17 protein-coding genes, 1 tRNA gene and 2 pseudogenes are annotated in these 13,541 nt (G+C 61.1%); 8 read left to right on the plus strand and 12 right to left on the minus strand.

Translation table 11 applies throughout. The annotated features are described in order from the left end of the window. Window positions 1-77 precede the first annotated feature (77 nt). The gene (locus L981_RS06930) at window positions 78-431 is read right to left on the minus strand and encodes a hypothetical protein (RefSeq protein WP_043613257.1); all 354 of its coding nucleotides are present in this window, start codon (window positions 429-431) and stop codon (window positions 78-80) included. Next, window positions 428-871 carry a helix-turn-helix domain-containing protein gene (locus tag L981_RS06935; protein ID WP_052201641.1) on the minus strand — a complete coding sequence of 148 codons (444 nt, stop codon included), beginning with the start codon at window positions 869-871 and terminating at the stop codon, window positions 428-430. Before L981_RS06935 ends, L981_RS06930 begins: the two co-directional genes overlap by 4 nt. 65 nt (window positions 872-936) lie before the next feature. On the opposite strand from L981_RS06935, the gene L981_RS06940 reads away from it, so the two are divergent. The 3 genes and pseudogenes from L981_RS06940 to L981_RS35990 all read left to right on the plus strand — a co-directional run. Continuing rightward, window positions 937-1,155, plus strand: a complete 219-nt coding sequence (locus tag L981_RS06940; RefSeq protein ID WP_043613259.1) for a helix-turn-helix domain-containing protein — start codon at window positions 937-939, stop codon at window positions 1,153-1,155. Window positions 1,156-1,165: 10 nt separating this feature from the next. Next, window positions 1,166-1,432 (plus strand): AlpA family transcriptional regulator, encoded by a 267-nt coding sequence (locus tag L981_RS06945; RefSeq protein ID WP_043613261.1) that lies wholly within the window; start codon window positions 1,166-1,168, stop codon window positions 1,430-1,432. 601 nt (window positions 1,433-2,033) lie between these two features. Further along, window positions 2,034-2,375 (plus strand): annotated as a pseudogene (locus L981_RS35990) (tyrosine-type recombinase/integrase); the annotation flags it as partial. 200 nt (window positions 2,376-2,575) lie between these two features. Here the strand turns inward: L981_RS35990 and L981_RS06960 are convergent. Continuing rightward, window positions 2,576-2,651 (minus strand) — tRNA-Ile (locus tag L981_RS06960). Window positions 2,652-2,913: 262 nt separating this feature from the next. Between L981_RS06960 and L981_RS06965 the strand changes: the two genes are divergently transcribed. Continuing rightward, window positions 2,914-3,654 (plus strand): SIMPL domain-containing protein, encoded by a 741-nt coding sequence (locus tag L981_RS06965; RefSeq protein ID WP_043613267.1) that lies wholly within the window; start codon window positions 2,914-2,916, stop codon window positions 3,652-3,654. A 729-nt stretch (window positions 3,655-4,383) separates the two neighbouring features. Here L981_RS06965 and L981_RS06970 read toward each other — a convergent pair. From L981_RS06970 to L981_RS06985, 4 genes are all read right to left on the minus strand, one after another. Then, window positions 4,384-4,770 (minus strand): hypothetical protein, encoded by a 387-nt coding sequence (locus L981_RS06970; RefSeq protein WP_043613269.1) that lies wholly within the window; start codon window positions 4,768-4,770, stop codon window positions 4,384-4,386. A gap of 396 nt (window positions 4,771-5,166) precedes the next feature. Then, on the minus strand, window positions 5,167-5,571 hold the full coding sequence (locus tag L981_RS06975) for a ketosteroid isomerase-related protein (RefSeq protein ID WP_043613271.1): 405 nt from the start codon (window positions 5,569-5,571) through the stop codon (window positions 5,167-5,169). Between the two features lie 98 nt (window positions 5,572-5,669). Continuing rightward, complete coding sequence (locus L981_RS06980) at window positions 5,670-6,092, minus strand: secondary thiamine-phosphate synthase enzyme YjbQ (protein ID WP_043613274.1); 423 nt, start codon at window positions 6,090-6,092, stop codon at window positions 5,670-5,672. A gap of 126 nt (window positions 6,093-6,218) precedes the next feature. After that, complete coding sequence (locus L981_RS06985) at window positions 6,219-6,572, minus strand: DUF1428 domain-containing protein (RefSeq protein ID WP_043613276.1); 354 nt, start codon at window positions 6,570-6,572, stop codon at window positions 6,219-6,221. A gap of 160 nt (window positions 6,573-6,732) precedes the next feature. Between L981_RS06985 and L981_RS06990 the strand changes: the two genes are divergently transcribed. Further along, window positions 6,733-7,185, plus strand: coding sequence for a VOC family protein (locus tag L981_RS06990; RefSeq protein ID WP_043613278.1), 453 nt, complete (start codon window positions 6,733-6,735; stop codon window positions 7,183-7,185). Between the two features lie 32 nt (window positions 7,186-7,217). On the opposite strand, the gene L981_RS06995 is transcribed toward L981_RS06990, so the two are convergent. Then, window positions 7,218-7,787, minus strand: coding sequence for a membrane protein (locus L981_RS06995; RefSeq protein ID WP_043613281.1), 570 nt, complete (start codon window positions 7,785-7,787; stop codon window positions 7,218-7,220). A 266-nt stretch (window positions 7,788-8,053) separates the two neighbouring features. Between L981_RS06995 and L981_RS07000 the strand changes: the two genes are divergently transcribed. Beyond that, window positions 8,054-8,461, plus strand: coding sequence for a lysozyme inhibitor LprI family protein (locus tag L981_RS07000; RefSeq protein ID WP_043613284.1), 408 nt, complete (start codon window positions 8,054-8,056; stop codon window positions 8,459-8,461). A gap of 14 nt (window positions 8,462-8,475) precedes the next feature. Continuing rightward, complete coding sequence (locus L981_RS07005; RefSeq protein ID WP_043613286.1) at window positions 8,476-9,282, plus strand: DUF2066 domain-containing protein; 807 nt, start codon at window positions 8,476-8,478, stop codon at window positions 9,280-9,282. A gap of 55 nt (window positions 9,283-9,337) precedes the next feature. On the opposite strand, the gene L981_RS07010 is transcribed toward L981_RS07005, so the two are convergent. The 3 genes from L981_RS07010 to L981_RS07020 all read right to left on the minus strand — a co-directional run bounded on the left by L981_RS07010 (window position 9,338) and on the right by L981_RS07020 (window position 12,690). Beyond that, complete coding sequence (locus L981_RS07010; RefSeq protein ID WP_043613288.1) at window positions 9,338-9,631, minus strand: GYD domain-containing protein; 294 nt, start codon at window positions 9,629-9,631, stop codon at window positions 9,338-9,340. Window positions 9,632-9,825: 194 nt separating this feature from the next. Continuing rightward, entirely contained in the window at window positions 9,826-11,883 is a 2,058-nt protein-coding gene (rpoD, locus tag L981_RS07015; protein ID WP_043613292.1) for an RNA polymerase sigma factor RpoD, read from the minus strand. A gap of 462 nt (window positions 11,884-12,345) precedes the next feature. After that, window positions 12,346-12,690 carry a GFA family protein gene (locus L981_RS07020; RefSeq protein WP_043613295.1) on the minus strand — a complete coding sequence of 115 codons (345 nt, stop codon included), beginning with the start codon at window positions 12,688-12,690 and terminating at the stop codon, window positions 12,346-12,348. Between the two features lie 235 nt (window positions 12,691-12,925). Between L981_RS07020 and L981_RS07025 the strand changes: the two genes are divergently transcribed. Next, entirely contained in the window at window positions 12,926-13,384 is a 459-nt protein-coding gene (locus L981_RS07025; RefSeq protein WP_043613302.1) for a hypothetical protein, read from the plus strand. Between the two features lie 37 nt (window positions 13,385-13,421). On the opposite strand, the pseudogene tdh reads toward L981_RS07025, so the two are convergent. Continuing rightward, window positions 13,422-13,541, minus strand: a pseudogene (gene tdh, locus L981_RS34415) (L-threonine 3-dehydrogenase); the annotation flags it as partial.

Genomic DNA, 13,541 nt, shown 5'->3' on the forward strand with positions numbered 1-13,541 from the left:
ATTGACCCTTTCAAATGGTTCAAATAATGCATTTTCCGAAATTATTCAACCCATCAAAGTGGGTTGAATAATTTCTGTCAAAACTGCCAGCTACCGAAACGGTCATTGAAGGTTCTTATCCGGCTGACCATCTTCCGGCCACGCAACGCACTGCCGCACGCGAACAGAGTGAGCGACAGGCTGAGCACTGGTGTCATCCAAGCTTCGGAGCCGCTGTTTGCGTCGAACATGATGAGCGAAACGGCTCCCATTGCAGCGAAGAAGACCATCCCGAAATCGTATTGCTTTGAAAGGCTCGTAAGCCGGGCCGAATGTTGCGCATAGCGCAATTGCCTCGCTAACCTTCGCTTTTCGGAGGCCAGTTGATCACGCTGGCGTCCGATCGCGTAGAAACCCTGTTCGATTTTCTTTTCAAAGCTCGACTTACTCATATTGCTGACCTCAGATATTTTTCTGCAATTTCCTCTGTGAATTCGCCGTGCTGTTCGGCGTAGTCGATTAGGAAACGGATGAGCTTCAAGCGCTTATCCGGTTCCACCTGACAGTTTTCCCGCACGATAAAGGCGTCAACTTGGTTCGTGACCTCGTGATAGAGATCGACCGTGTCACGATTGTATGGGCTGCCTTCCCCGGTCATCATCCAGACTGGATTGACGTTGAACTTTGTATAGAGCGAGCGCAGTACGCGAACGGGAATCTCGCGTTGGCCGCGCTCATAGGTATTGTAGCCGCCCTGGGAGACCTCAAGCGCTTCCGCAAAGGGGATTTGTTTCAGTCCCGAGTTTTCTCGGATCATCGCCAAACGTTTGCCCATCTGAATGAGCAGCGTGTCTTGCGTCGAGTTATTATTTTTCTGATAATCGCGTTGCATTTTGAGGATCGATGTGATTCTTTTGCGTTCATATCACTCTATCATCAGTTGGAGGTGAATTTCCAATGCAGGCACAACTCTTGTCTCCCAAACAACTCGCAGACCGATCCGGATGGCCGGTTGCTCGCATCCGAAACCTGATCGCCAAGCAGGAAATCCGGCATGTCCGGATCGGAGGAAGTTTGTTCCTGCCGGAAAACGCCGTGGATGAGTATCTTGCGGCGAATATGGTCGAGCCCAAGCAGAAGGCTTTGGCACTTGCTGACAACGCCTCTAGAGCGTGAGGAGCCGCACATGAAGCAGCAAGCTGAAGCGCTGGCCGCACGGCCCATTTACAAGGTCGCGGTGAGCCGCGTCCGTGCGGCGGAACTTCTCGACGTCTCGACGGGCACCTTTGACGACTGGGTTCGCCGTGGCCTGATGCCTAAAGGTGTGAAGATCGGCGCGTTGCGCCGTTGGGATGCCGAGGAAATCCGGGCGTCCTGGTACGACATCAAAGAACAGGGATTGAGCGGAGATGAAGACGATGGCGAAAACCCGTTTGATTACGCGGTCGGGTAGTCAGCGTGTCCCCTTCAAATATTGCTCGCGGGATATCGATCGGCACGGCAACGAGCGGTTCTATCTCCGCCTGCCTGGCATGCCGAAATATCGCATGGCGTCCGTTTATCTGGACGAGGCGGGCAGCGTCACCCAGGCGTTTACCGAGGAATATCATCGCGTATTGGCTGGCGATCGTGGTGAAAAGACGGTCCCGATTTCAAGACTGGAGCCCGGTTCGGTTCGCTGGCTGGTCGAGACCTATTATCGTTCCAAGGCATTTCAAAGCCAGTCTCCGGCTACGCAGAAAGACAAGCAGAACGTTCTCAATCGCTATTGCGTCAATGTGGGCGAACTGCCGTTCAAGAAAATCCGTAAATCCGACATCGAAGCCAGCCAGATGAAGCGTAGCGGCACGCCCGGCGCGGCTGACAAGTTGGTGAAGTATCTGAAGGCGCTGTTCAATTGGGCTATTAGCGCCGAGCTGGCGACGTTCAATCCCGCGAACGGCGTCACCAAAATCCATAAATCTCCCGGTTTCCATACTTGGAGCGAAGCGGAGCTGGCGCGCTATCGTGCAGCCTATCCGCTCGGCTCCATGGCCCGGCTTGCAATGGAGCTGATGCTGAATTTGGGCGTCAGACGCTCGGATCTGGTCAAGCTCGGCTGGCGGAACCTCGTCGGCGACCGCATTGAATTCATGCCGGAGAAGGGCTCCGGCAAATATGCGCAGTCACTCAGTCTGCCCGTCACAGACGAGCTTCGCGAGGCGCTGGACGCGATTACGCATGATCAGCCAACCTTCCTTATCACTGAATACGGCAAGGCGTTCAGCGGGAACGGCTTCGGCAACAAGATGCGGCAGTGGTGCAATGATGCCGATTTGCCGGAATGCTCGTCGCACGGCCTCAGAAAGGCGTCCGCAACGATCCTCGCCGAGGCCGGAGCGACCGAACATCAGTTGATGGCGATCTTCGGATGGTCTGATTCCAAGATGGCGCAGCACTACACCAAAGCCGCCCAATCCAAGCGGATTATTGATGCCGGTTTCGAGCGCCGGAAAACCTACGTGGCCCGCAAAAATGTCCCACTTTCATCGAACCGGAATTCCGGTGAGACAAATCGAGGAAAAAACGATGGAAAAACAGCGTCCGAAGACGGAAATGGTGGGCCCGGAGGGACTCGAACCCCCAACCAAGCGGTTATGAGCCGCCGGCTCTAACCATTGAGCTACAGGCCCACTCTGGATCCGCTCCTGTCCTTAAACCGTAACGGTCCAAGGATAAGACACGGGGTGCAGCAACTTTAAGTGCTACGGTGGCCTTTGCGCTTCTGAACGAGGCGTGGCACCGTCTTGATCCAGACCCGCGAACCAATGGCAGTTTGCGGGGTGGCCAAGGCTCTAGCGGAAAACCTTTTTGCGGACAAGCCATTGCCGCAATGCTCACACAATCGATAGCCAAGAAGACGCTTGGGACGGAACAACCGGAGAGACATTGAAGATGATTTCCACACGCACTGCCCGCACGCTTTCGATCGCCGCCTTCGCTGCAGCTTTTGCCGGCGTTGCCGCCGCTCAGGCGCAGGAGACGGACAAGGACAAGGCGACCATCATCGTTGCCGGCGAGGGCCGCGCGACGACCGCGCCGGACATGGCAGTCCTGCAACTGAGCGTCGTCAAGGATGGCAAGACCGCGCGCGAAGCGCTGGACGCCAACAACAAGACCATGGCCGAAGTGCTGAAGGCGCTGAAGGACGGCGGCATTGCCGATCGCGACCTGCAGACGAGCGGCTTCATGCTCAACCCGCAATACAGCTACCCGACCAACACCGACGGCAGCAACCGCGCGCCGGAGCTGATCGGTTACCAGGTGACGAACGGCGTCAGCGTCCGCGTTCGCGATCTCGCCAAGCTCGGCGACGTGATCGACAAGTCGGTTTCGCTCGGCGTCAACCAGGGCGGCGGCGTGCAGTTCACCAACGACAAGCCGGAAGCCGTAATCACCGAAGCGCGCAAGGCCGCCGTTGCCGATGCCGTCGAGAAGGCCAAGGTGCTGGCCGAAGCTGCCGGCGTCTCGGTCGGCAAGATCGTCAACATCTCCGAGCAGGGCTTCCGACCCGAGCCGGTGCCGATGATGCGCGCCGGCATGGCCAAGGAATATGCCGCCGACAGCGTTCCGGTCGCGACCGGCGAAAACAGCTACAACGTGACGGTCAACGTGACCTTCGAAATCAAGCAGTAAGCGTCCAGCAGGGCCCGCCGTTAAGCGGGCCCTCGCATCTTCCTTGCCCCTGGCTCCGGAACCGGCGTCAGGGGCAAATTCGTTTGGGGGACACGATTGCTGGACCTCAGGCGCTCTTCGCCGGGCCAGACCGGCCGAGGACCTAGCTGTCGCCGACCGCGGCCCTGGCGACCGTTGGTGCACGGGCAAACCGCACCCGGCAGCACCCGCGCTCCCGTATCAGATTGTGAGCCTCCGTTTGTCTTGAGGATAAGGCGCTGCACCTTTTGACCGGATGACCTATCCCGCGGCCAGGCCGCAAGGTTGTCGGTAAGATACCGGAGATCAACAGACGGGCATGACAGTCGCTCGGTAGGCGCACGCGGCCCTCGAACCGGTCAAAAAATGTCAGCAGATTCGGTAAAGCTTGCGCGCGGCATCAAACCGGGAAAGGACGCACGTTTCGACGATTGTACCGAGCCGCGCATCCGCTGCTCTGATGGCACGCCGTAACGCAGGAAATCATCAAGAGAAAGGCGAACCGCGTGTCCGCGCGACGCGGGCCATGTCGCATTGAGAAAGGCAAGCTCTGGATACTAGCCGCCATCCGGGGTCAGCACCTCTATCGCCGTGTCGAAGGAAACCGCTTGGCCCAAGAGGCATGACAAACAAAAAAGCCCCCCATGCCGTAGCATGAGGGGCCATTCTTCCGCCGGCCGGGGGAGACGAGGCGGGAAGATTGCTTGGATGTTACCAGCGGCCGATCGTCGGGCAGCCACGGGCGTTTGCGAAGACGATCGTCTGGCGGTAGCCGTCACGACGGCCTTCGACGACGACGCGGCGCGAGGAAACGTCGGCAACATAGGCGCGGCGGAAGCCACGGTCGCGAGCCTTGTCGACGGCCATCCAGGGGGCGCAACGGCCGCGGCGGTCACGGTCCCAGTGGCGGTCGCGGCCGCGACCCCAGTCGCGCTCGTCGCCGTAGCCACCGTTGTGATCGCGATACTGCACATCGACGCCGCCGCGCGGGCCGAAGCCGAATTCGATCGAGTCAGCCGAAGCGGTGGAGGCAGCGCCAAGCAGGCCGGTCACTCCGATGACGGCAGCAGCAGCGGCGTTAAAAAAGCGGTTCTTCATAAGATCTCTCCAGGCTTGAAGGGTTCAAAGGGCAATCACCGTCCCAAGCGATTGATCAGAGGATAGGGTCGCCAAGCTGAACGACAGCGGAACCCGATGTTCATGGGAGGTTCAGGTTGCCAGAACCTGACGATCGGCCCCTGCGCCAAGGCACATCGACCTAGATAAGGCGTTGCTTATAAACGAATATTTCGAAGGACTTTTCTCGAAACGCAAGCGCTGCGAAGGGCTTTCGCCCAGGCCCGGACAGGCGACGAATCAGGCGACAAAATCGGCATGGGAGAGGAGATTCGCGCCGATATTTCCGGCTCAAAGCACGGTCAGTCGACCGACGGGCGGTGAAAAAAGCAAAAACGACGGGGCACCGGCGGCGCGCAACCGTCGGCGATCTGTCGCTTAACCGCCAAGCGCCCGTTCGAAGACGCGAATGTTGCGATAATGGCTGAGGCGGGTGATGGCGCCGTCCTCGATCTCGAAGACGAGGACGCTTGGAATGGAGTAGCTCTGGCCCGTTGCGGGGGGAAAGCCTTCCATCGTCTCACGGTAGGTGCCGCGCGCCGTCAGATCGGCGGCGACGCGCTGGCCGAAGGCGTCACGCATCAGCACCACGTCGCCGAACTGCTCGTCGAAGCGGCGCAGATAATTCATCAGCCAGGCGCGCAAGGGGCCGACGCCGACGGTGCGCTGACCGGTGAGCGAATCGAGTTCGACGTCCTCGTTGACGAGCCGCGCCAGCGCCTCGAAATCCCGCTGGTTCAGCGCCTCGATGAAGCGACTGGCAATCGTCTGTGCATCGGTCATCCCTGCTCCTCCCCGGCATGAAAGGCCGGCTCTCAAGGCTCTCTTCGTGCCCCTTTATCTAGAACCGCTCCGCCACCATTCAATCGCGCGCCGGTCGATCAGGCGGAAAGATGCAGGACGATCTCGCGGCGATGCGGGCGGTCGCGGTGCTCGAAGAGATAGAGCCCCTGCCAGGTGCCGGTGAGCATCCGGCCGCCAGCGACGGGGATGCCGAGCGATACCGGCGTCAGCGCCGCCTTGATATGTGCCGGCATATCGTCGGGCCCTTCCTGGGTGTGCACGATCCAGCGCATGGAGGGATCGGAGGACGGCGGCACGAGGCGGCGGAAAAAGCCGTCGAGATCGCGTTTTACGTCCGGGTCGGCATTTTCCTGGATGAGAAGCGAACAGGAGGTGTGCCGCACGAAGACGGTGAGCAACCCCTCGCCTCCCGCGTTGGCGCGCACGAAGGCCGCCGCCTCGTCGGTAAACTCATAGAGCCCCTGGCCATGAGTGGCGATGGTGATGCGCGTTTGCGGCATGAAGGCCTCCGGCAGGCGGCCGCATCCGCCGGGGTGGCGGTGCGACCGGTTGATATGCCCAATGCTTCTATCCCCGGACCGTTCCCGGTCCAAGGCGGTCAGCCGCAAACCGCCGCGGTGGCGTGCCTACATCTGCAGGAAGGTCTCGAAACCGCCATAGATCATGCGCTTGCCGTCGAAGACCTGCTTCCAGGCATCGCCCTGCAGCCGCGGATCGGCCATGACCTTGGCAACGATCGCGTCGCGTTCGGCGCGCGACTTGTAGGTGATCCAGGAGAAAACCACCGTCTCATCGTCCTTGGCCTGGACCGAACGGGGAAAGGACGTCACTTCGCCATAGGGCGCGTCGTCCGCCAGGCATTCGTTGTAGGAGAGCGCACCGTGCTCCATCCACACCACGCCCGCCGCCTTCGCCATCGCCTTGTAGGCCTCGATATTCGCCTTCGGCACGGCAACGATAAAGCCATCCACATAGGTCATCGACTTAGTCTCCTCTGTTCGTTCTACGAACATAGGACGCAGGGCGGCCAAGAGTTCCGACATCGGCACGGAATTTTCTTTCGGGCCGCAGCGCTGTGTTTGTCGGAATGGCGCTACGCCATTCGTCCTTGGCGCGTAGCATCCAAATCGGGAGACACCTATGCAGAAGATCACGCCGTTTCTCTGGTTCGACGATCAGCTGGAGGACGCCATCGCTTTCTACACCGCCATTTTCCGCAACACCCGCATCACCGACGTCAAGCGCGGTCCCGACGGCAGGGCCTTTACCGCTTCCTTCGAGCTCGAGGGGCAGCACTTCATGGGGCTTAACGGCGGGCCGCATTTCAAGTTCAGCGAGGCCGTATCGTTCTTCCTGCGCTGCAGCGACCAGGCGGAGGTCGATTACTACTGGGACAGGCTGTCTGATGGCGGCACGCCGCAGCGCTGCGGCTGGCTGAAGGACCGGTTCGGCCTCGCCTGGCAGATCATTCCGGACGCGCTGATGCGCCATCTCGGCGATCCCGATCCGGCGCGTGCGTCCCGCGCCCAGCAGGCGATGATGGGCATGGTCAAGATCGATGTCGCGGAGCTCGAACGAGCGGCCGCAGGTTAGGCGGAAAGACAGCGCTCAGCCGGGCGCCGGCCTCAGCTGCCGCAACCTCGAAGCTGCCGGCTGTAGGCGGAGGCCATGCCGGCCGCGCGCTTGGCGCCGGCCTTGGCCGTATCGCTCCAGTTGCCGCGGGCATAGCCGGCGTGGCCATGATAATAGGCAATGTAGAGCCTGTAGGCGTCGTTGAGCGCAATGCCGTTTCGCTGGGCGCTTTCGCGGTGGTACCAGGCGATAAAGCGGATCGCGTCGCCGAAGTCCGAACGCCGCGCCGCCCAGCGGCCTGTCTCGCTCTGATAGCGCGCCCAGGTGCCGTCGAGCGCCTGGGAATAGCCATAGGCGGTCGAGGCGCGCGTCCAGGGAATGAAGCCGAAAAGCTTGGTGCGTGGCGGCCGGGCATTATGGCGGAAGCCGGATTCGGTATAGATCGTCGCCATCAGGATCGGCACGGGCACGCCGTACTCACGCTGGGCGCTATAGGCTTCCCGGCGCCAATTGTTGAAAAGGCCATCTCGCTGCTCGAAAACCGCGCAGGCATTCCGGGTGTCTCTCGGCACCGTTCCGCAGCCGGCCAGCAACAGGAGGACGACGACAAATACGCAACGCATCGCTGAACCTCTTGCTTCCCCGGGGCAACCGCTTGCACGCGGCAAGATATGGCCTCGGGAAAATATGCTCGAACACCGCGTGCCGCCCGTCGGGGGCAGCGGCGCTCCAGAAATTGATAAAACGTAAACGTTAAGGATCCCTTTTGATTCAAAGGAGAACGATCCGCCTTCCCTGCCAGGCCATTGAAATTCGCAGGCCGGAGGTTTTACGATCGCACACATCCGCAACCGCGCCGAAGCCTGGATGGCGCAAGGGAGAGATTTTGATGCGCCTTCGTACCCTGCTGTTGGTCGCGGGATTGCTTGCCACGACTGGCGCTGCGCGCGCCGACGAATGCGCCGATGCCAGCGACCAGGCGACGATGAATGCCTGCGCCGGCAAGGCGCTAAAGGCTTCCGACGCCGAACTGAACGCGCTCTACCGGCAAATCCAGGGGCGCCTCAAGGACGACGCGGAAAAGACGAAGCTGCTCGTCACGGCGCAAAGGGCATGGGTCGCCTATCGCGACGCCGAATGCGACTTTGCAAGCTCCGGCGTCGCCGGTGGCTCGGCCCAGCCGATGATCACGCTTGAATGCCGCGACGACCGCACGAAGAAGCGCGTTGCCGACTTCAAAACCTATCTGAGCTGCGAGGAGGGCGACCTCAGTTGCGTCCTGCCGCCGGCAAACTGACCCGGAAAAGAGCGATGGCCGCGGCACTCGCCGTGGCGCTCCTCTGCCTCGCCGGCGGCGGCGCCGGCGCGGCAGACATCGATGCGCTTTATCGCAGTGACGCGATCGTCACCGGCACGGGCGAAGCCAACCGCGAAATCGGCTTTCGCGAATGCCTGCGTGAGGTGCTCGTCAAACTGTCCGGCGATCCGGCGATCACAGATGCGCCCGGATTTGCTGCAGCGGTGGCCAAGGCGGGCAGCTTCGTTTCGACCTTCTCCTATCGCGACCGCCTCGAAGGCATCCCGATCCATGACGAACAGGGCACGCATGACCGCCCGCATGATCTCAGCTGCCGCTATCGGCCGGCAACGCTCGATCCGCTGCTCGCAGACCTCGGGCGCAAGCCATGGCTCTCCCCTCGCCCCAGGATCGCCGTGTGGCTGGCGGTCAAGGACCAGAAGCGCCGCTTCGTGCTGGCGCGCGACGGCAGCGAAAGCCCCTACATGGCGGATTCGCTTCAGGCAGCGGCAGAGCCACTGGCGCTCTCGGTCGTGCTGCCGGATGCGGCGACCGTCACTGCCCGCAAATCCGCGCTCGGTACCCTGCCGCACGCGGATCCCGCGCAACTCTTCTCGCCCGCGGCACAGACCGGCGGGGACATGCCGCTTATCGGCACGCTCGTCTGGTCCGATGCCGCCCGCGGCTGGATCGCCCAATGGCAGATGGACGCGGGCGGCAGGCGCTATCGCTGGCATGTGAGCGGCGTCAGCTTCGACGACGCCTTTCGCAACGCCATGCGCGGCGCGGCCCGCATCCTCTCGGGAAACGGTGCGCCGTGAACGAGGCATCTGACGTTGTGGCCGCGATTGTCCTCACGGCCGCAACACCGGCTGTTCATCCAAGCGAGGCGATCAGTTCGCGATAGGCAGCCTCAGGGAAGGCTTTCAGCGTCGTTGAGCGCACATTGCCGGCCATGCCGAGCGTGAGCGCGAAGCGTGCGGCCACCGCATCGTCGGGCGATTCGACGATCGCCACCATGTCGTAGTCGCCCATGGTCAGGAAGAAATGCTTGAAGGAGCCGCCCATCTCGCCGAGCACATTCCGTGCGAGGTCGAGCCGCTTCGGGGAATCGCGCACATTCTTGACGCCTTGCTCGGTCCAGTTGAGGAGCATGACATACGTCGTCATCTGACACCTCCACGGGGGCACGCTTCACGCCCGCGGTGCGATTGCGCCCGCGTACAAGACGGGGTGCCCCAGATTACTGCGAAGGGGCGACTATACTCCCCGGCGAAAGCACCCACAATAAATCGCATGGGTGAGGCGGAAACGAAAAAGCCGGGCTCTTGGCCCGGCTTTTGGTCTTTTGCGTGTACCCGACTTTAGCTGTCGAGGAAGCTTCTGAGCTTCCTGGAGCGGCTCGGATGCTTGAGCTTGCGAAGCGCCTTCGCCTCGATCTGACGGATACGTTCGCGGGTCACCGAGAACTGCTGGCCGACTTCTTCGAGCGTGTGGTCGGTGTTCATGCCAATGCCGAAGCGCATGCGCAGCACGCGCTCTTCGCGCGGCGTCAGCGAAGCGAGAACGCGGGTCGTCGTCTCGCGCAGGTTCGCCTGGATGGCGGCGTCGATCGGCAGCAGCGCGTTCTTGTCTTCGATGAAATCGCCAAGGTGCGAGTCTTCTTCGTCACCGACGGGCGTTTCGAGCGAGATCGGCTCCTTGGCGATCTTCAGGACCTTGCGGACCTTTTCGAGCGGCATGGCGAGCTTTTCGGCCAGCTCTTCCGGCGTCGGTTCGCGGCCGATCTCGTGCAGCATCTGGCGCGAGGTACGGACGATCTTGTTGATCGTCTCGATCATGTGCACCGGAATACGGATCGTGCGGGCCTGGTCGGCGATCGACCGGGTGATCGCCTGACGGATCCACCAGGTGGCGTAGGTCGAGAACTTGTAACCGCGACGGTATTCGAACTTGTCGACCGCCTTCATCAGGCCGATGTTGCCTTCCTGGATGAGGTCGAGGAACTGCAGGCCGCGGTTGGTGTACTTTTTGGCGATGGAGATGACGAGGCGCAGGTTCGCTTCGACCATTTCCTTCTTGGCGATACGCGCTTCGCGCTCGCCCTTCTGCACCATGGATACGATCCGACGGAACTCGGCGATCGAGATACCGGTTTCGGTCGCAAGGTTCTGGATCTCCTGGCGGATGTCGCGGATCGTCTGGTTTTCGCTCTTGGCGAATTCCTTCCAGCCCTTGCCGGCCAGGTTGCTGATCGACTTCATCCAGTTCGGGTCGAGTTCGGCACCCGAATACTGTTCCAGGAACGAGTCACGCTTGACGCCGTAGGATTCAGCAAGGCGCAGCAGGCGGCCTTCGTTCTGCATCAGGCGCTTGGAGATGTCGTAGAGCTGCTCGACCAGGCTGTCGACGCGGTTCTGGTTGAGCGACAGCGACTTGACCGCCTTGATCAGCTCGTCCTTGAGCTCCTTGTAGCGGCGCTCCTGGGCGGGCGAAAGCGTGCCGGTGGCAGCAAGGCGGGCTTCCACCTGCTGGTCCTGCAGCTTGCGCAGCTTCTTGTAGGTCTCGGCAATGATGTCGAGGGTTTCCATGACCTGCGGACGCAGTTCCGCTTCCATGGCGGCGAGCGAGAGGTTCGACTCGTCGTCGTCTTCCTCTTCTTCTTCGGCCGGCATGACATCGCCGCCGACATTGGTGATGTCGTCGTCGTTGGCAGGCGAACGGACCTTGCGGGTCTTTTCCTTTTCCTCGGCAGCCTTGCGGTCGGCCTCGATCTTTTCCGGGCTCTGGAACTGCGGTGCAGCCTTGGCCTCAGGCCCGGAATAGGTGGTTTCGAGATCGATGATCTCGCGCAGCAGCGTCTGGCCTTCGTTCAGTTCGTCGCGCCAGATGATCAGCGCCTGGAAGGTCAGCGGGCTCTCACAGAGACCGGCGATCATCGTCTCGCGGCCAGCCTCGATGCGCTTGGCAATCGCGATTTCGCCTTCGCGGGAGAGAAGCTCGACCGAGCCCATTTCGCGCAGGTACATGCGCACCGGATCGTCGGTACGATCGGTCGGCTCTTTCTTCTTGCTGGTCGCAAGCGACGTGCCGCTGGAAGGCGCGAGTTCGCCACCTTCGCTGTCGCCGTCGTCGTCGCCGCCCTCGTCGTCACCGCCGCTGGCTGCCTCTTCGGCTTCCTCGTCCTCGATCACGTTGATGCCCATGTCGGACAGCATCGCCATCGTGTCTTCGATCTGTTCGGAGGTGACTTCTTCGGACGGAAGGACCGAGTTGAGCTCGTCCATCGTCACGTAGCCGCGCTTCTTGGCGGCCTTGATCATCTTCTTGACAGCGTCATCGGAAAGATCGAGAAGCGGGCCGTCCGGAGCGCCTTCGCGTTCTACGTCAGCTTCTTCGTTTTCTTTGACTTTGGTTGCCATTTAGTTCGTCGCTTTCCTTGTCGCAACCGGCGTGAGCCCGGTGCCAATGCCGCTCGAAGGTCCGGGTGCGCCGCGCACCCGCCACCGAATCATTTCCCCTGACGTAACGGGATGATGTTTAATTCCTGTTTAACCACGAGTGTACTCGTGGCAAAGCGGGCAAGCTCCGACAGTCCTGCCACTGAAACGTCTCTGGCATGATTCCCTAACCGCCGTGTCATCTCGCCATTTCTTATTCGGAAATGGTGATTCCCAGAATTTTCGATCCCGTCAAGCATTTCCGCTGAAAAACCGGATGATTCGGTAAAAATCACCGTTCCTATCGCTTTTTGGGGTTTATCAGCTTCCGCTGAAGATGTAGGCGCTGCCCGCCAAAAGACAAGGGTAGCAACAATTTAATCGGCAAGGTCTCGTTGTGCCATATCCGCACGCGCAACCAGAGCTGCATTTTCCGGCCCGATTCTAAACCGATCGGCCGTCATACTTGACGACCTTCACCGCCTCGATATCGAACTCCGGCAGGCAGCGCAGGTTGACCGCCGCCATCTTCCCATGCGGCCCGTCGCCCTCGCCGAACGGCGCGATGCCGCAGGTGTCGCAGAATCGGTGCTGGATCACATGCTTGTTGAAGAGGTAGGTCGAGAGGTCCGCTTCCGGCGTCGTCAGCGTCAGCTTGTCGCGGGCAACGAAGGCCAGAAGCCCGCCACGGCGACGGCAGAGCGAACAATTGCAGTCGATCGCTTCGTTGAATTCCCCTTCCACCTCGAAGGCGATCTTGCCGCAGTGACAGCTTCCCTCATAACGCATGCAGGCATCTCCTCTTCTTCCCGGCGCAACGACGCCACCTCTGCCACCTCTGCCACCTCTGCCACCAAGATAGAGCGTCCCTGCCCTCAAGCAAGCACAGGCAGCAGCCAGGCACATGCACGCAAAACGATTCCCGAAGGAGCCGATTATCGATGCAAACTCGCAAGATTATTCCGGATTTTCGCTTGCGCTTGACCTGATCGCGCAGGAACTTCGCTCCGAAACGGAGGCTCAAATGCTCATCAAGGAAACCGACGCCATGCGCGTGCTATCGATCGCGCGGCGGCTCACCATAGCCGATGTCAAGGGCGAGAGCGCCGCACTGGCGCCTGTCATCGAGGCGGAGATGGAGCGCGTCGGTCTGACGCCGGCGGGCCCCTGGATCTTCATCGCGCAGAACCTGCCGAAAAACGCCAAGACCCTGTTCGACTGGCGGATCTGCCGCCCGGTCTTCGGCGGCAAGGATTATTGCGGTAAGCTCGATCTGGTCGAACTGGAGCCGATCATGGTGGCGTCCACGCTGCACCAGGGTCCGATGCGCAGCCTTTTCACCCAAGGCTACGCGCCGCTGGTCGCAAAGATCGAAATGTCCAGGCACAATTTCTCCGGCGAGAGCCGCGAAATCTACCATCGCTGGGCGGGCCAGGGCGCCCGCTATCACGAGATCGAGATCCAGTTCGGCCTTGCCAACTGAGCCGCCGCCCCTCACGGGTACAACGGCCCTTTGGGCCTCACCAGTCCATGACGACCTTTCCGGAATTTCCGGAGCGCATCGCTTCGAAGCCGTCGCGGAACTCGTCGATGGTGATGCGGTGGGTGATGACCGGGGCAAGGTCGAGGCCGCCCTGCAC

Origin of the sequence: Ensifer sp. ZNC0028 (assembly GCF_000799055.1) — a bacterium.
Taxonomy (GTDB): domain Bacteria; phylum Pseudomonadota; class Alphaproteobacteria; order Rhizobiales; family Rhizobiaceae; genus Ensifer.